This is a genomic window from Paracoccus aerodenitrificans, from assembly GCF_027913215.1.
Classification (GTDB): domain Bacteria; phylum Pseudomonadota; class Alphaproteobacteria; order Rhodobacterales; family Rhodobacteraceae; genus Paracoccus; species Paracoccus aerodenitrificans.
Genome location: NZ_CP115784.1, coordinates 3,181,650 through 3,198,353, shown reverse-complemented (window position 1 = coordinate 3,198,353; position 16,704 = coordinate 3,181,650). Strand labels below are relative to the sequence as shown.

Here is a 16,704-nt window from a genome sequence, read left to right as displayed (position 1 = left end):
GGTGACATGGCAGGTGCAGTCATGACGCGGATCATATCAGGCGGACATATCTTATACGGAAAATACGGGCCGGTTCTTCCATCTTCTTCCTCTTGGCTGAGATGAGGTTGGCAAAGACAGGCCGCCGCTTCAATCCCGGATTATACCGCAAGCCCATCCTCCAGCAGCCCGTTGTCGCAGGCCCGAAGACAACAGATACAAATTCCAACGCCGGAACTTGACCGATGCATTTATTTAACGCATTCGGAAGCCGCTGAGGTCCGGCGGGATACCGCTGGTGAATAGGGAACACGGAACGACATGTTCGGTAACCGTGGCTGCCCCCGCAACTGTAAGCGGCGAGCGACATCGGAAACGCCACTGGGACATCCCGGGAAGGCCGGTGAAGCACTGACCCGCCAGCCAGGAGACCTGCCTGAGCAATCACCCTTTCCGTGGTGCGTGGGGCACCGGGGAAGCGGCATGGGCCGCAGCGGTGACAGCCGCGCCTGTGGCCCGATCCGCAGGCATCACGATCAACCGGGGCCGGTGCGGGAACGCCACCGCCCTGATATGAAAGACATGCCGATGCGCTTTGCGACATTGCTTATTTCCTCTGCTCTGCTGCCCGTGGCGGTTCTCGGCCAGGAGACTCCCTATCTTCTTGACCAGATCACCATCGAGGGCGGGCTGACTCCGATCGAGCGTCAGGCCTATGGCCGCGCGAACACCGTCCTGACCGCCGAAGAGATCCGCGCCCGTGGCGTCCGCAGTGTACAGGATGCGCTGCGTTCTGTGCCGGGTCTGTCGGTCAGCAGCCTCGGTGCCTCGAACACCCAGATTAGGATTCGCGGAGCCGAGGGAAATCACACTCTGGTGCTGATCGACGGTATCCGCGCGGCGGCGGGTGACAGCGAATATTACCTCTCGGGACTGGATACCGCGAATATCGAGCGCATCGAGGTGCTGCGCGGTCCGCAATCGGTGTTTTTCGGCGCGGATGCCTCGGCCGGTGTAGTGAATATCATCACGCGCCAGCCCGGCGGCAGCGGCGTCGAGGCGGGCGGATCGGTCGAGATCGGCAATGGCTGGTCCGCCTCGGTCCATGCCAGCAACCGGGACGATCGCGGCGGGGTGAGTTTCACCGCAGCGACCCGCGACGATGACGGCTATGACCATTCCGGCGATGGCGGCGAGGATGACGGCATCCGCCGCAGCGCCGCGCAACTATCCTTCGACCGTCAGTTGACCGATACGATCAGCGCAGGGATGCTGATGCGCTATGCCGAAGAGGAATATGATTACGACGCGACATCATGGACAGCGATGACCGCCGATGAATATGTCATCGATGCCGATCTCTATGCCGAGCGCAAGGAAAGCGCAGGCCGGATCTGGGCTGAAGCCGAGACGCTGAATGGCCGTCTGGTCCATCGCCTGTCCTATGACCAGACCCGATTCGAGCTGAGCCAGAATGGTGGTGCGGCGGATAAGGCCCGCACCGATATCTGGCGCTATCGCGGCGCTTTCGGTCTGGACGGCCCATATTTCACCGCCACACAGACGCTGACACTTGGGCTGGAACGGCGTGAGGATGAAAACAGCGTCGCAAGCGATCAGAACCGGGCCAGCAATTCGGTCATTCTGGAATATCGCGGTGCCTTTGCGAACGGGCTGGATGTCCAGCTTGGCCTGCGTCACGATAATAACGATCTGTTCAAAAACGCTTCGACCTGGTCTCTGGGCCTGTCCTATGAGGTGCCGGGCGTGCCTGTTCGGCTTCATGGATCTGCGGGGACGGGCGTCGTGAATCCCAGCTATCTCGAACTTTACGGCGGTTATGGCTATGCCGGAAATCCGGGACTGAAGCCCGAAGAAAACCGTGGCTTCGATATCGGGGCAGAGCTTCACTTCGCAGGCGGGCGCGGCGTGGCGGATCTGACCTATTTCCAGGAGGAACTGGAAAACGAGATCAGCTTCAGCGGCATCCCGCTGGCCGATGGTACGAATTACTATAATCAGGACGGCGTCAGCAAACGTCGCGGGGTCGAGCTTTCCGCCGATTTTCAGGCAAGCGATGCGCTGAGCCTTGGCTTCGCCTATACCTATCTTCACGCGAAGGACCCTGACGGTCAGGTCGAGATCCGCCGCCCGCGTCATACTCTGGGTCTCACGGCGGATTATCGCTTCGCCGAAGGTCGCGGGAACCTGTCCGGAGAGGTGCTGTACGTCGCCGGAAATTATGACAGCCAGTATTTCGGCAGTTATGAAACTGCGGAATTGCCGGAATATACTGTCGTGAATGTCGCGGCGGGATATGATGTTACCGACCGGGTCCGGGCGACGGGGCGCGTGGTCAACCTGTTCGATGAGGATTATTTCGATTCATGGGGATACGCGATGCAGGGCCGCACCGCCTATCTCGGCCTTCAGGCCAAATGGTAGGACGGGCCACCGCGCTTCTGGTGGCCCTTGCCCTCGCCGGACCGGCGGGGGCAGCACCGCAGCGTGTCGTCTCGGTCAATCTCTGCACCGATCAGCTTGCGATGCTGATCGCCGCACCCGGCCAGCTTGAATCGGTGTCATGGCTTGCCGCCGATCCGGCTGTTTCTCTGATGCCGGATGAGGCCAGGAAGATCGGCCTCAATCATGGCGGGGCCGAGGAAATCTATCTGTCGCGCCCCGATCTGGTGCTGGCAGGTCCCTATGCCGCGCGACCTACGGTCGGAATGCTGGAAAGGCTGGGTGTGCGCGTGGAGACCGTACCCCCGGCATCCTCGATTGCCGACATCCGTAAGAATATCCTGCTGATGGGACGACTTCTCGAGCAGGAGACCCGGGCGGCGAAGCTGCTGGCCGGATTCGATGCCGATCTTGCGGCGATCCCGGAAGGGGGCGGCAGGGTGGCGACAAGCTATGCTGCGAATGGTTTCGCAAACGGGACCGGAGGTCTCTCCGCCGATATCATGCGCCGCGCCGGGCTGGAGCTTCTCGCTGACAGGCTGGGTCATCCCGGAGGGGCGCTGTCGCTGGAGCAGCTTGTCATGGCCGCGCCCGAGCTGATCGTGACGGGCAGCCGCTATGATACGCCATCCCGCGCAGAATCCGTGCTGGACCATCCCGCGCTTACCCGGTCAGACGCCGCTCGCATCAGCATTGCCGACAGGGACTGGATATGCGGCCTTCCGGCGGTGGCTGGCGTCGCGGCACGGCTGGCGCAATGAGGCGTGTATCTCTGGCCTTGTCCGCCCTCTGTGTGGTGCTGTTTCTAGCGTCGTTGCTGACAGGTCCGGCTGAGATCGGCCCTCTGGACAGTCTGCACGCCCTGCTTGTCGGCGACGGCGCGGCGGGGCTTGTCATGCGCGAGATCCGCCTTCCCCGCGCCCTGCTTGCATTGCTGATCGGGGCATGTCTGGGACTATGCGGCGCGGCGATGCAGGGCTATCTGAGGAACCCTCTGGCAGAACCGGGGCTAATCGGCGTCTCCGCCTCGGCGGCGCTTGGCGCGGTGATTGCATTGCAAACCGGCTTTGCCGCCAGCTTCGCGCTTGCCCTGCCGGTTGCCGGTCTGGGTGCCGCGCTGCTGGCGGTGGGGCTGATCCTGCTTCTGGCGGGACCCGGAGGCAGTTCGCTGGCGCTGATCCTTGCCGGTGTCGCCATATCGGCATTCGCCGGGGCGCTGACCTCGCTGGTGCTGAACCTCTCGCCCAACCCTTTCGCCACAAGCGAAATCGTCTTCTGGATGATGGGATCTCTGGCGGATCGCTCATGGCTCCATCTTGGGATCGCAGCGCCCTTCATGGCAGCGGGCGCGGCCTGTCTATGGGGTATCGGGCGCGGGCTGGATGCGCTGACGCTTGGCGAGGATGCCGCGGCCTCGATGGGGATCAATCTGAGGTCGCTGAGGCTGCGCATCGTCTTCGGTGTCGCGGCGATGGTCGGCGCGGCAACAGCGGTTGCGGGCGCAATCGGCTTTGTCGGGTTGGTGGTGCCGCATCTTCTGCGCGGCGCGACCGGGGCGCAGCCGGAGCGATTGCTGCCTGCCTCAGCGCTTGGCGGAGCGGCACTTGTGCTGGCAGCCGATATCGCGGTTCGGGTGGTTCTGCCGGGCCGCGATCTGAAGCTTGGGGTGGTGATGGCGATCATCGGCGCTCCGGTTTTCCTGCATCTGATCTGGCGGCAAAGGCGGGGGATGTGATGCGCTTCGATATCTCGGACCTGTCGGTCAGACGCGGGCGGAATGTGACGCTTAACGGCGTGACGCTGAATATCGGTCCCGGTGAATGCGTCGGGCTGATCGGCCCGAACGGCGCGGGAAAAACAACGCTGCTCCGCGCCGCATTGGGCCTGATCCCGGCCAGTGGAAAATCCAGCCTTGCCGCCCTGCCCCCGGCAAGACGCGCCCTTGCCGCGGCGTGGCTGCCCCAGACCCGAGAAGCCGCCTGGCCTGTCTCTGTCGAGGCGCTGATCCGGCTTGGCCGCATCCCTCATCGCCGCCCCGAAGCCGATCCCGCCCATATCGAGGCCGCGCTGACCCGCATGGGGCTCACCCATCTGCGGCGCCGCAGGATTACCGAACTGTCCGGCGGCGAGCAGGCCCGGACCCTGATCGCTCGCGCCCTTGCGCAGAACACGCCGGTGCTGCTGGCGGATGAGCCGGTCGCGGGTCTCGATCCGGCCTATCAGATCTCGGTGATGGCGCTGTTCCGCGAACTTGCCGATGAGGGCCGCACCGTCATCGTGTCGCTGCACGATCTGGGACTGGCGGCGCGGCATTGCACGCGGCTGGTGCTGATGGATCGGGGCCGGATCGTTGCGGACGGAACCCCGCACGATGTGCTGATCCCGGATCATCTGGCGCAGGTCTTCGGGATCGAGGGCTATTTCGCCAATGAAAAAGAGGGGCCGGTTTTCCAGCCCCTCCGTATTCTTCCGTGATCCGGTCCGGGCAGAACCCGGACGTTACGCCGCCAGCTTCACATCGAAACGGTCGGCTTCCATCACCTTGGACCACGCCGCCACGAAATCATTGACAAATTTCGCGGCATTGTCGTCCTGCGCGTAGACCTCGGCATAGGACCGCAGGATCGAGTTCGACCCGAAGACCAGATCGGCCCGCGTCGCCGTCCATTTGACCTGACCGGTCTGGCGGTCGCGGATCTCATAGATCCCGTTCGCAGCCGGATGCCAGCTATAGCGCATATCGGTGAGGTTGACGAAGAAGTCATTCGTCAACTGCCCCTCACGGTCGGTGAAGACACCATGCTTGCTGCCGCCGTGATTGGTTCCCATGACGCGCATCCCACCGACCAAAGCGGTCATTTCAGGCGCGGTCAGGCCCAGAAGCTGGGTACGGTCCAGCATCATTTCCTCGGGGCTGACGACATATTCCTTCTGCGCATAGTTGCGATAACCATCGGCCAGAGGCTCCATCGCGTCAAAGGATTCCGCATCGGTCTGTTCGTCGGTGGCATCGCCACGCCCGGCAGAGAACGGAACGGTCACGTCGAAGCCCGCAGCTTTCGCTGCCTGCTCGACCCCGATATTCCCGGCCAGCACGATCACATCGGCCAGTGATGCGCCGGCTTGCTGCGCAATCGGCTCCAGCACCGACAGGACGCGGGCCAGACGTTCAGGCTCGTTGCCGTCCCAGTCCTTCTGCGGAGCAAGACGGATGCGGGCGCCGTTCGCGCCGCCGCGCATATCCGAACCGCGATAGGTCCGGGCGCTGTCCCATGCGGTCGAGACCATGTCGGACAGCGACAGGCCGCTGTTGCGGATCTTCTGCTTGACCGCCTCGATATCATAACCGGTCGGGCCTTTCGGGATCGGGTCCTGCCAGATCAGATCCTCGGCAGGAACATCCGGGCCGAAATAGCGGTCCTTCGGTCCCATATCGCGGTGGGTCAGCTTGAACCATGCGCGGGCGAAAGTGTCGCGGAAATACTGCTCATCGTCGCAGAAACGCTCCAGAATGGCGCGGTATTTCGGATCGACCTTCATCGCCATATCGGCGTCGGTCATCATCGGCTTGACGCGGATCGAGGGATCCTCGACATCGACCGGCATATCTTCCTCGGCGATATCGACCGGCTCCCACTGGAAGGCACCGGCGGGGCTTTTGGTCAGCTGCCATTCGTGATCCAGCAGCATTTTCATGAAGCCGTCATCGAACACGGTCGGATTGGTCGTCCATGCGCCTTCCGGCCCGCCCACAACCTGATTACGGCCGATACCGCGCGAGGTATGATTGATCCAGCCCAGACCCTGCTCGGTCACATCCGCAGCTTCCGGAGCGGGGCTAAGCTCATCCGCATTGCCGTTACCGTGGCATTTCCCGATCGTGTGACCGCCTGCGGTCAGAGCCACGGTCTCTTCGTCGTCCATCGCCATGCGCTTGAAGGTCTCGCGCACCTGATCGGCGGTCTTCTGCGGATCGGGCTTTCCGTTGACGCCTTCCGGGTTCACATAGATCAGACCCATCTGCACGGCGGCCAGCGGGTTTTCCATCGTTTCCGGCTGGTCGACATCGTCATAGCGGGCATCGGACGGCGCCAGCCATTCCTTTTCGGCGCCCCAGTAAACATCCTTCTCGGGGTGCCAGATATCTTCGCGGCCAAAGGCGAAACCGAAGGTTTTCAGGCCCGCGACCTCATAAGCAATGGTGCCGGACAGGATGATCAGATCGGCCCAGGAGATCTTGTTGCCGTATTTCTTCTTGATCGGCCACAGCAGGCGGCGGCCCTTATCGGTATTGGCGTTATCCGGCCAGCTGTTCAGAGGCGCGAAACGCTGGTTGCCGGTGCCGCCACCGCCACGCCCATCGGCCAGACGATAGGACCCCGCCGCGTGCCATGCCACCCGCGCGAACATGCCGACATAGCTGCCCCAGTCAGCAGGCCACCAGTCCTGGCTTTCGGTCATCAGGGCGCGGACATCGTTCTTAAGCGCCTCGATATCCAGCTTTTTCAGCTCTTCGCGATAGTTGAAATTCTGACCCATCGGGTCGGTCTTGCTGTCATGCTGGCTGAGAATGTCCAGATTCAGCGTGTTGGGCCACCAGCTTGTGACCGAATCGCTGTTGGCGGTGTTGCCGCCATGCATGACCGGGCATTTGCCCTGCGGAATATCATTGCCGTCCATAATCAATCTCCTGGCTGGCTCGGTCAAATCCGAAACGGGACGGGACCGGCGCGACTCGCTGTGTTTCCGTCCGCAGAATAACCAAAGATTAAGATAATGAATAATTGCATTTTCTTACCAATAATATAAAATAATCTGATGCAATCACTCACGCTGAAGCAGCTACGATATTTCGAAGCGCTTGCCAGAACCGGCCAGTTCGGACGCGCCGCGGATGATTGTGCGATCACTCAACCCGCTCTGTCCATGCAGATCAAGGAACTTGAAGCATTGCTGGGTGCGCCGCTTGTCGAACGCAGTGCACGGCGGGTGCGACTGACGGCTCTTGGGCAGCAATTCGCGATCCGCGCCCGCGAGATCCTGCGTTCGGTCGATGAGTTGGGCGATCTTGTCCGCGCCGATGGCGAAAATCTCTCGGGTCCCCTACGCATCGGTGTGATCCCGACGGTTGCGCCATATCTGCTGCCACGGCTGATGCAGGCGCTTGGCCGCCAGTTTCCCCGGCTTGAGCCGCAGCCACGGGAAACCGTCACCGCACGTCTGATAGAGGATCTGCTGGAATCGCGGCTTGATGTCGCGATTGTCGCCCTTCCCGTATCCGAACCCTCGCTTCACGAAGAGCCGCTCTTCGATGAGGAATTCGTGCTGGTCCGTCCCATTGCCGATGCGCAGATGCCGGTTCCAAGCGCGGAGAATCTTCAGGAGATGCAGCTTCTGCTGCTGGAAGAGGGGCATTGCTTCCGGGATCAGGCCTTGTCCTTCTGCAATCTGCCCCAGCCTCCGCGCGGGCTGATGGAGGGAAGCTCGCTTTCGACACTGGTGCAGATGGTCGGTGCCGGGATCGGTGTCACGCTGATCCCCGAAATGGCCGTCGCCGTCGAGACCCGCACCGAGGGTATTCAGGTCGTCAGGCTGGCAGAGCCCAGACCGACCCGCACAATCGGCATGATCTGGCGCAAATCCAGCCCTCTGGCGCAGCGCTTTGCCCAGATCGCGCAGATCGTCTCTGAAATCGGACGCTCTCTTGACGCCCGCATCTGACTTGGCACATTCGGCGCGGCGAAACGGCTTGGCGAGGTGCAGCGATGACAGTGACACGGCGCAGCGTGCTGGCGATGGCGGCGCTTGCCACCGCTCCTGTGAGAGCACAGCCGATGCGTGAGCCGACGGAAATGCGGATCCTTCAGGCACCGCATCCCACACACCGGCAGGAGGTTTTTGACGTCCCGGTCCCGGATGCGCAGGATTACCGCCTGTTCCGCGCACTGCCCCGAACCGATCCCGAAAAGCAGGGCTGGCCGTCGCTCTGGCTTCTGGACGGCAATGCCGCCTTCGACCGCATGAACCCGGATCTGCTGGCGCAGTTTCCCGATCTTGCGGTGATCGGCATCGGGTATCCGACCAACCTGCCTTTCGACACGACTCGCCGTGCGCTGGATTATACCCCGCCACCGCTTCGCACCGATCCCAGAAGACCCGAACGGCAGGTCGGTGGCGCAGATCTTTTCATGGCGCGACTGAGCGGAGTTCTGCGGCAGCGGGCCGAGGCGGATGCCCGTTTCGACCCGTCGCGCCGGATGCTGGCGGGTCACAGCTATGGCGGGCTGTTTGTGCTGTATGCATTAAGCACTTCCGGTTCGGGCTTTTCGCGTTTCGCGGCGATCAGCCCCGCTTTGTGGCTGACCGGCACAGAAGAATTCAGTGAATTTTCCAGACTGACCGTCATTGTCGGGGACAGCGAACGAGAACGCGGCGCTCTGGCCGATCCCGCCCTCCCCGCACATCGCATCCCGGCCCCGGCGCAGCGCCTTGTCGCCCGCGCGAAGGCACAGGGAGAACCCGTCAGCCTGCATGTGTTGCGCGGCATGCAGCATGGCGAAACTCTGGCAGGCGCACACCCGCTTCTGATGCAACTGGCCACCTCACCGCCCGGAGAATCCGGTGATCCATGATTACGCGATCATCGGCGGAGGCATTATCGGCCTCGCCACCGCACGCGCCCTGCTTGAGCGCAGGCCCGGCGCCTCACTGATCCTTCTGGAAAAGGAAGACAGGCTTGGCAGGCATCAGACGGGGCGCAATTCCGGGGTCATCCATTCCGGCATCTACTACGCGCCCGGCTCTTTCAAGGCACGGCTTTGTCGTGAAGGGGCTGCCCGGACCAAAGAATTCTGCACGGAGCACGGCATTCCCTTCCAAACCCGGGGAAAGCTGATCGTTGCGACACGCAAAGATGAAATCGCAAGGCTCGACGCGCTGCATGAGCGTGCCGGACAAAACGGGATCCGCACCGAATTGCTGGACGCCGCCGGGATCCACCGATGCGAGCCCAATATCGCCGGTCTCAAGGCGATCCGCGTGCCCGAGGCCGCGATTGTCAGCTATGCGGCAATCCTTCACGCAATGGCGGATGAATTGCGCAAGAAAGGCGCGGATATCCGCTATCGCGCCGCGCCTGTCGCCATTCGTGAAGCCGCCACGCATGTCGGGATCGAGACCGCAGATGACAGTATCTCGGCCCGGCATCTGATTGCCTGTGCAGGTCTGCAATCGGATCGCATCGCGCGGATAGCGGGGCTGAAGATCCGGCACCGGATCGTCCCGTTCCGGGGCGAGTATTACCGTCTTTCGGAACGCTGCAATGATATCGTCAGCGCCATGATCTATCCGGTGCCAGAGCCGGGATTACCGTTTCTGGGCACGCATCTGACGCCGATGATCGACGGCTTCGTCTCGGTCGGGCCAAACGCCATGCTGGGGTTGGCGCGTGAGGGTTATCCGAAGTTTTCGCTGAACGCCCGTGACATGGCCGACATGGCCGCATTTCCGGGCTTCTGGAAGGCGATCTTTTCCTTCATCCGCCCCGGAATGAAAGAGCTTGGCAACTCCCTGTTCAAGCGCCGCTATCTGGCCGAATGCCAGCGATATTGCCCCGGGCTGACGCTGGAGGATCTGACGCCAATGGAATGCGGCATCCGTGCGCAGGCGGTCATGGCGGATGGGTCGATGCAGCATGATTTCCTGTTTCTGGACAGCACGCGCATGCTGCATGTCTGCAACGCCCCCTCACCCGCCGCGACATCCGCCCTGCCGATCGGAGACATGATCGCGGATCGGGTGCTGGCGGGGATATCAGCCTGATATACCATTTTTCCAAATGAGCAGACCCGACGCCTGAATCAGCCTGCCCGTTCATCCTGCGGCGGTCTTACGCGGAACACCGCGCAATACAGGGCCGGAACGAAAAGCAGTGTGATCAGGGTTCCGACAATGATCCCGCCCATCATCGCGAACGCCATCGGTCCCCAGAACACCTGACGCGAGATCGGGATCAGCGCCAGCGAGGCCGCCGCCGCCGTCAGCAGAATCGGCCGCGCCCGGCTGTCCGAAGCGTTGAACACCGCATCCCAACGGCTCTGCCCCTTTGCCAGCAGGTTCTGCACCTCATGCACCAGAATGATCGAGTTCCGGATCAGGATACCGGCAAGCGCCAGAATCCCAAGCAGGGCCACGAAACCCATCGGTACTCCGAAACCGACCAGCACGATCACCACACCGATCAGGCCAAGCGGCGCGGCGGTGAACACAATCGCCGAGAGACGGAAGCTCTGCATCTGCGCCATGATCAGAAACGCCATGATCAGCAACATCAGCGGAACGACAGCGGCAATGGGTTCCTGACTGTCCATCGAGGATTCCACGGTGCCGCCGATTTCGATCTTCATCAGCGGCGGTAGGGTGTCCCCGAACTCGGCAATCCGGGGGGCGAGTTCGCTGACCAGTGTCGCCGCCTGTGCCGTTCCCTCGATATCGGCCTTGACCGTCACTGTCGGCAGCCCGTCGCGCTGCATGATCAGCGGTTGCTCAGTTGCATATTCAAGCTTTGCAAGGCTGGCCAAAGGAATCGGCGTCCCGCTTGGGGTGCCAAGCTGAAGGTTGCGAAGCGTCGCGATCGAGCTGCGCTCATCCGCGACGCCGCGCGTGACGACATCGACCAGATATTCTCCGTCGCGAAGCTGGGTAATGGTCTGGCCGGTGAACATGGTTGCCGCCGCCCAGGAGATATCCGTCGAGCTGATCCCCAGACGCCGCGCCTGATCCTGACTGACACGCAGCCGGATCACCCGCGCAGGCTCATTCCAGTCGAGCGTTACATTGCGCAGCCTGCTGTCCTGCACCAGCAGAGCCGCCAGTTCACGGGCTGCATCGCGCGTCTCCTCGATGCCGGAACCCGACACGCGGTATTGGATCGGTTTGCCGACCGGAGGCCCGACCTCAAGATTTTTCACGTAAATATCCGCGCCGCTGAAGTCGCGCCGCGCAAGATCCTCGATCTTTGCCCTGACACGGTCCCTTGCCTCAAGGCTGGGGGTCTGGATCACAATCTGGCCCATATACGGACCCGCCGTCGGTACATCGAGCGCAAGCACGAAGCGCGGCGAGCCCATACCGACATAAGAGGTCCAAAACCGCACGTCATGGTCGTCCTGAAGCGACGCCTCCAGCCTGTCCATCGTGTCTTTCGTGTCAGCAATCGACGAGTTGTGCCGCATATTCACATCGACCAGCAACTCAGTCCGGTCCGAGGTCGGGAAAAATTGCTGCTCGACGAATTGCATCCCCCATATCGAGGCGCCGAAAGTCATTACAGTGATCAGAATCGTCGCCCATTTGAAACGCATCGCGACGCGCAGCGCCGTATGGAACCGTCGCCTGACCCATCCGGGATTGCCGTCATGTTGTTTCATTTTCCGGGGCAGGAAAGCCACGCCCAGGACCGGAGCGAACAGCACTGCGACGACCCAACTGACCACAAGCGCCACCGCGATGACCACGAACAGGGAAAAGGTAAACTCTCCCGCATCGGAGTTATTCAGCCCGATAGGGATGAACCCCGCCACTGTGACCAGTGTCCCGCTGAGCATCGGAAAGGCAATCGAGGTCCACGCATAGGACGCGGCATCGGTCAGCGATTCACCGATCTCAAGCCGGGAAATCATCGTCTCGATGGCGATCATCGCATCATCGACCAGCAGGCCAAGCGCGATGATCAGCGCTCCCAGAGAAACCCTTTGCAGGGTGATGCCATAATATTCCATGAAGACAAAGGTGATCGCCAGCACCAGCGGGATGGACATCGTCACCACCATCCCGGCGCGCAGACCAAGGCTGATGAAGCTGACGATCAGGACGATGGCGACCGCCTCGACCAGAGCCTGCACGAAATGGCCCACCGCCTCATCGACGACATGAGGCTGATCGGCGACCTTCGCCATCTTGATCCCGACGGGCAGATCGGCAGAGACCTTCGCCATCAGCGCATCGACCTGCTCACCAAATTCCAGAATATTGCCCCCTTGCTTCATCCCGATCTGAAGACCAATCGCCTGCTCGCCATTATAGCGGAACAGTGATTCCGGAGGATCGACATAGCCCCGGCGAATCGTCGCCACATCGGTCAGGCTGTAGAAGCGGTCGGCGATGCGGAAATTCACCGCGGCAATCGCGTCGCTATCATTGAATTCGCCGGTGACGCGCAGAAGAATCCGCTCCGGCCCGGATTCGATCACACCGGCAGCGGCGATTGCATTCTGGTTGGACAGGGTAGAGATCACCTGTTCCTGACTGAGACCAAGCGAGGCCAGACGCGATGGCGAGAACTCAAGATAGATTTCCTCATCCTGTTCGCCAAGCAGTTCGACCTTCCCGGCCAAGGGCAGCGTCTGAACCAGATCGCGGATATCGTCTATCCGGTCGCGAAGCTCACGCATGGTGAAACCATCGGCGGTGAAGGCGTAGATATTGCCGTAAACATCACCGAAATTGTCGTTGAACTGAAACCCGGCGAATTCTTCGGGGAATTCGGGCCTGATATCGGACATCATATGCCGGACACGCTTCCAGATCTCGGGCACGTCGGGGCTTTTCACGTTCTGATCAAGCTCGACATAAACCACCGCCTGACCCGGCATCGTCACCGAGCGGGTGAATTTCAGCTCATCCAGTTCCTCAAGCTTGCGCTCGATCCGTTTGGTGACCTGATCCAGCGTTTCATCGATGCTTGCACCGGGCAGGGCCGCTCCGATCACCATCACCTTGATGGTGAAGTTCGGATCCTCTTCACGGCCCAGATTCATATATGACAGCGTTCCCGCGATCATCGAGATGAACAGCAGGAACCAGACGAAGCTGCGATGGCGCAAGGCCCAGTCGGACAGGTTGAAACGTGTATCCTGCATCAGGGCGCGACCCGCCTGCCAACAACCTGCCCGTCCTCAAGAGAGTGAACACCGCGAATAATGATTTCCTCTCCGGGCTGGATTCCCTCGGCAATCTCGACAATGTCGTCCATCCGCGCCCCGGTCACGACATTCCGCCGCGACACATTGGCCCGGTCGCCCTGCCGGTTCACGACCCAGACATAGCTGTCATCTTCCGAACCGGCAATCGCAGAGGGTGGCACGGTCAGGATTGTCCCTGCGTCACCTGCATATTGCGCACGGATCAGGGCGTTCAGCCGGAAATCCTCTGCATTCTCCATTGCCACATGCACGCGTCTGGTGCGGGTTGCAGCATCGGCCACAGGCTCAATCCGGGTAATCCGGCCCGGGCAGCGCGTTGCGGGATCGGATTCCAGCCAGATCGACATCGCGGTTCCCACCGGCAGCGCCGACAGGGCCGGGGCCGGCAGGTCGATAATCGCCTCACGCGTCGCGACATCCGAGAGGGTCAGCACCGGCGTTCCCGCCCCGACAACCGCACCGGCATTCTCGAAGACAGCCGACACCACCCCATCAAACGGCGCAACAAGCCTTGCGAAACCGGCTGCGTCCTCGGCCCGGGCCAGTTCCGAGCGGGCCTGAGCCATTCCCGCCTCGGCGGCTTTCAGCCTTCTTTCTGCCTGCTCAAGCACGGCGCGAGACGAGACGTTGCGAGACGCCAGATCACGCGTCCGTTCGGCCTCGGAGCGGGCGGTTTCAAGCGTAACCTCTGCCGCTTCCACCGCCGACTGAGCGGCGCGGACATTCGCGCGAAGATCGTCAGGTTTCAGTTCCGCCAGAACATCGCCCATTTTCACGCGGTCACCGACATCCACCGGCCGCGCCGCAAGACGGCCAAGCGTCTGGAAACCAAGCTGAACCTCAGTCCCGGCCACGACGACACCGGGAAAGCTGCGCCGCTGAGACGGAATGTCTTGAAGGATGACCGAAACGACCGGGCGCGGCGATGTCTGCACGGTAGCCTCGGCCTCTTCTGCCCAGGGAAACTCAAAAGCACTGCCCGGAAACGGCATGTACAGGAAAGGTAAGACCAGCAGAGCGTGACGCATCATAAGCCACTCTCCACGTCAACGACCTCTCGCCCGGGGAACAGCATCTGAGAACCTGCGGCGACGACGACTTCCCCGGGTTCGACACCGCCCGACAGGAAGACTTTTCCGTCATCGAAGCGCTCGATCTCGACATGGCGAAGCTCTGCCCGCTTTGCCTCGTCCAGAACCCATACAGCCGGGCCGCCCTCACCCGAGGTCAGCGCGGTCCACGGAATTTCCACAGCCTCTCCGACGCTCAGCACGATCCGGCCTCGCACCATCGCACCGAGAAGCGAGACATCATCCGGCGCGTCCTCGACCCGCGCCCGCAACCGGACGGAACCTGTCTGGGCATCAATGAGGGGCGAAATCTCTGTAACCCGCGCCATCATTGGCGGTGCCTCGACATCAATCATATCCAGAGCCGCCGCCGCGCCCATCGCATCCTTCAGATGCGCCATGTCTGGGGTCAGGAACACGGCCTCAAGGCCCGACATCGAGGCCAGAGACAGCACCGCCTGTGCAGGCCCGACCACCTGACCCGCTTCGCCGGAACGCATGGTGACAACGCCGTCAAACGGCGCGACCAGTTCCGTATCTTCCAGAGACCGACGGGCCTGATCGAGACTGGTTTCCGCCTGCTCGGTCTGGGTATGCGCCGCGCTGAGCATCTGCCGTGCGGTATCCCGCGCCGCGCGGGTGCCGACTCCGCGATCCAGCATGGCCTGTGCCCGATCGGCGGCCTGCTGAGCCTGTTCCTGCGTCGCAACGGCCGCGGCAAGCGACGCCTCCGCCACATTGAGCGCCTGCTGGAATTGCAGCGGGTCGATGCGGGCCAGAACATCGCCCTGGCGGAAATGATCGCCTTCGCGGACCAGCATGTCGGTCACGCGACCGCCTTCGCGGAAGCCCAGATCAACGCTGTCCACCGCCTCAAGCGTACCGGTCAGCCGGACTTCAACGCCGATTTCGCTTGTGATCACAGGGACGAGTTCAACCGGCAGAGGCTCTGCCGCATGCGCTTGCTGTGCGATACCTGCTGCGATGACCGTTAAATATGCGGTCGAAGTCAAAACGGGAAACAAACGGTGGACCAAGATTGCCCCCTTTAAATAGTCACCACATATCCCGCAGCAGACATGGTTGAAAAGCACCGGCAACAAACATATGTTGCAGCGCATCCTGAAACTGAGCGGGTTTATGCCGTTGCTGCAGGGGTTTATCAGTACAATTCTGTTCACATCTCTGTCAGCTGTCATGCTGATGTTTCGTGACCGGTCTAGTGTCTGAACCCTGTTCATGCGTTACCCCTGACGCAAGAACTTCCGAAAACGGACGCAGCAGATTATGCTTAACGAAACAACCAAGCCGAATAGTCCAGTGCTGCACGTTAACGAGAACATTGTCATTGAGGAGTGGGAGCTGACGGAAAGCTTCACACGGGCGCAGGGACCGGGAGGTCAGAACGTCAACAAGGTCTCTACCGCCGTTGAACTTCGCTTCGAGGCCGAAAGATCCCCGAACCTGCCCGATCCGGTCAAACGCCGGCTGAAACGGCTTTCAGGTCGCCGCTGGACGCAGGATGGAGCGGTTATCATCTTGTCGCAAGAAACCCGCAGCCAGGCCCGCAACCGCGAAATCGCACGCGAGCGTTTGGCCGAACTGATCCAGCGCGCTGCCATTGCACCGAAACGCAGGATCCCAACACGTCCGACTCTGGCCAGCAAGCGTCGCCGTCTGAACGCCAAATCACAAAGGGGCGCTGTCAAATCGCTTCGCGGCAGGGTCGAGCCGGGCGATGAGTAAGGCGATCCGCAACACGCTGAGCCTTCTGCTGGGACGCCGCCCGCCTGTACTGCAGGTCGGTGCGATTTGCAGGCATGTCCAGACGCGTGAAATTCTTCTGATCACAAGCCGCGGCACAGGTCGCTGGATCATTCCAAAGGGCTGGCCGATGTCAGGCCTCAGCGTCGCCGGGGCGGCAGCGCAGGAAGCATGGGAAGAGGCCGGAGTCCGGGGCACGGTCTCCCCGCGCTCTGTTGGCCGTTATGGCTATGATAAATGGCAGGAACAGGGGTTCAGCATCTATATTCAGGTTCAGGTTCACCTGATCGAGGTCGAGCGGCTTGAGGATGATTTTCCCGAATCCGAGGAACGCACACGGCAGTGGTTCCCCGTGGCGAAGGCAGCCGAACTCGTCGATGAACCGGGCCTGAAGGAGCTTTTGCTGAAGCTTGAACGTTAAGAGCCTTGCAGGCTCCACTGGCCGT

13 protein-coding genes and 1 riboswitch are annotated in these 16,704 nt (G+C 61.6%); of the genes, 9 read left to right on the top strand and 4 right to left on the bottom strand.

Going from position 1 to position 16,704, the window contains the following annotated elements; genetic code table 11:
* The first annotated feature begins 239 nt into the window (after positions 1–239).
* Positions 240–433, top strand: a riboswitch (cobalamin riboswitch).
* A gap of 29 nt (positions 434–462) precedes the next feature.
* The 4 genes from PAE61_RS16925 to PAE61_RS16910 are packed head-to-tail and all read left to right on the top strand — an operon-like array spanning position 463 to position 4,917.
* Complete coding sequence (locus tag PAE61_RS16925) at positions 463–2,424, top strand: TonB-dependent receptor plug domain-containing protein (protein ID WP_271113507.1); 1,962 nt, start codon at positions 463–465, stop codon at positions 2,422–2,424.
* Positions 2,418–3,203 (top strand): ABC transporter substrate-binding protein, encoded by a 786-nt coding sequence (locus tag PAE61_RS16920; protein WP_271113506.1) that lies wholly within the window; start codon positions 2,418–2,420, stop codon positions 3,201–3,203. The genes PAE61_RS16925 and PAE61_RS16920 overlap by 7 nt, the downstream gene beginning before the upstream one ends.
* Positions 3,200–4,177 (top strand): FecCD family ABC transporter permease, encoded by a 978-nt coding sequence (locus PAE61_RS16915; RefSeq protein WP_271115183.1) that lies wholly within the window; start codon positions 3,200–3,202, stop codon positions 4,175–4,177. Before PAE61_RS16920 ends, PAE61_RS16915 begins: the two co-directional genes overlap by 4 nt.
* Positions 4,177–4,917 carry an ABC transporter ATP-binding protein gene (locus PAE61_RS16910; RefSeq protein WP_271113505.1) on the top strand — a complete coding sequence of 247 codons (741 nt, stop codon included), beginning with the start codon at positions 4,177–4,179 and terminating at the stop codon, positions 4,915–4,917. The genes PAE61_RS16915 and PAE61_RS16910 overlap by 1 nt, the downstream gene beginning before the upstream one ends.
* Before the next feature lie 24 nt (positions 4,918–4,941).
* Here PAE61_RS16910 and katG read toward each other — a convergent pair whose 3' ends face one another.
* Positions 4,942–7,122 carry a catalase/peroxidase HPI gene (katG, locus tag PAE61_RS16905; RefSeq protein ID WP_271113504.1) on the bottom strand — a complete coding sequence of 727 codons (2,181 nt, stop codon included), beginning with the start codon at positions 7,120–7,122 and terminating at the stop codon, positions 4,942–4,944.
* 138 nt (positions 7,123–7,260) lie between these two features.
* Here katG and PAE61_RS16900 point away from each other — a divergent pair, with 138 nt between their 5' ends.
* Genes PAE61_RS16900 through lhgO form a run of 3 tightly spaced genes read left to right on the top strand, consistent with a single transcriptional unit; the run spans position 7,261 to position 10,263 of the window.
* The gene (locus tag PAE61_RS16900) at positions 7,261–8,163 is read left to right on the top strand and encodes a hydrogen peroxide-inducible genes activator (protein WP_271113503.1); all 903 of its coding nucleotides are present in this window, start codon (positions 7,261–7,263) and stop codon (positions 8,161–8,163) included.
* Between the two features lie 44 nt (positions 8,164–8,207).
* On the top strand, positions 8,208–9,074 hold the full coding sequence (locus PAE61_RS16895; RefSeq protein WP_271113502.1) for an alpha/beta hydrolase: 867 nt from the start codon (positions 8,208–8,210) through the stop codon (positions 9,072–9,074).
* Positions 9,064–10,263: an L-2-hydroxyglutarate oxidase gene (gene lhgO, locus PAE61_RS16890; RefSeq protein WP_271113501.1), complete on the top strand. Its 1,200-nt coding sequence runs from the start codon at positions 9,064–9,066 to the stop codon at positions 10,261–10,263. The genes PAE61_RS16895 and lhgO overlap by 11 nt, the downstream gene beginning before the upstream one ends.
* A gap of 38 nt (positions 10,264–10,301) precedes the next feature.
* On the opposite strand, the gene PAE61_RS16885 is transcribed toward lhgO, so the two are convergent.
* The 3 genes from PAE61_RS16885 to PAE61_RS16875 are packed head-to-tail and all read right to left on the bottom strand — an operon-like array spanning position 10,302 to position 15,588.
* A complete protein-coding gene (locus PAE61_RS16885) occupies positions 10,302–13,361 on the bottom strand; it encodes an efflux RND transporter permease subunit (RefSeq protein WP_271113500.1) in 3,060 nt (1,019 codons plus the stop codon).
* Complete coding sequence (locus tag PAE61_RS16880) at positions 13,361–14,455, bottom strand: efflux RND transporter periplasmic adaptor subunit (protein ID WP_271113499.1); 1,095 nt, start codon at positions 14,453–14,455, stop codon at positions 13,361–13,363. Before PAE61_RS16880 ends, PAE61_RS16885 begins: the two co-directional genes overlap by 1 nt.
* Positions 14,452–15,588, bottom strand: coding sequence for an efflux RND transporter periplasmic adaptor subunit (locus PAE61_RS16875; RefSeq protein ID WP_434803139.1), 1,137 nt, complete (start codon positions 15,586–15,588; stop codon positions 14,452–14,454). Before PAE61_RS16875 ends, PAE61_RS16880 begins: the two co-directional genes overlap by 4 nt.
* A gap of 193 nt (positions 15,589–15,781) precedes the next feature.
* Here PAE61_RS16875 and arfB point away from each other — a divergent pair, with 193 nt between their 5' ends.
* Together arfB and PAE61_RS16865 are read left to right on the top strand one after the other, a co-directional pair.
* On the top strand, positions 15,782–16,240 hold the full coding sequence (arfB, locus tag PAE61_RS16870; protein ID WP_434803086.1) for an alternative ribosome rescue aminoacyl-tRNA hydrolase ArfB: 459 nt from the start codon (positions 15,782–15,784) through the stop codon (positions 16,238–16,240).
* Positions 16,233–16,679 (top strand): NUDIX hydrolase, encoded by a 447-nt coding sequence (locus PAE61_RS16865; RefSeq protein WP_271113497.1) that lies wholly within the window; start codon positions 16,233–16,235, stop codon positions 16,677–16,679. The genes arfB and PAE61_RS16865 overlap by 8 nt, the downstream gene beginning before the upstream one ends.
* Positions 16,680–16,704: the final 25 nt, after the last annotated feature.

Coding starts and splice junctions, on each gene's coding strand:
- PAE61_RS16865 (WP_271113497.1), top strand. CDS start 16,233: ATGAGTAAGGCGATCCGCAACACGCTGAGCCTTCTGCTGGGACGCCGC.
- PAE61_RS16895 (WP_271113502.1), top strand. CDS start 8,208: ATGACAGTGACACGGCGCAGCGTGCTGGCGATGGCGGCGCTTGCCACC.
- PAE61_RS16910 (WP_271113505.1), top strand. CDS start 4,177: ATGCGCTTCGATATCTCGGACCTGTCGGTCAGACGCGGGCGGAATGTG.
- PAE61_RS16885 (WP_271113500.1), bottom strand. CDS start 13,361: ATGCAGGATACACGTTTCAACCTGTCCGACTGGGCCTTGCGCCATCGC.
- PAE61_RS16900 (WP_271113503.1), top strand. CDS start 7,261: ATGCAATCACTCACGCTGAAGCAGCTACGATATTTCGAAGCGCTTGCC.
- PAE61_RS16880 (WP_271113499.1), bottom strand. CDS start 14,455: ATGATGCGTCACGCTCTGCTGGTCTTACCTTTCCTGTACATGCCGTTT.
- PAE61_RS16920 (WP_271113506.1), top strand. CDS start 2,418: ATGGTAGGACGGGCCACCGCGCTTCTGGTGGCCCTTGCCCTCGCCGGA.
- arfB (WP_434803086.1), top strand. CDS start 15,782: ATGCTTAACGAAACAACCAAGCCGAATAGTCCAGTGCTGCACGTTAAC.
- katG (WP_271113504.1), bottom strand. CDS start 7,122: ATGGACGGCAATGATATTCCGCAGGGCAAATGCCCGGTCATGCATGGC.
- PAE61_RS16925 (WP_271113507.1), top strand. CDS start 463: ATGGGCCGCAGCGGTGACAGCCGCGCCTGTGGCCCGATCCGCAGGCAT.
- PAE61_RS16915 (WP_271115183.1), top strand. CDS start 3,200: ATGAGGCGTGTATCTCTGGCCTTGTCCGCCCTCTGTGTGGTGCTGTTT.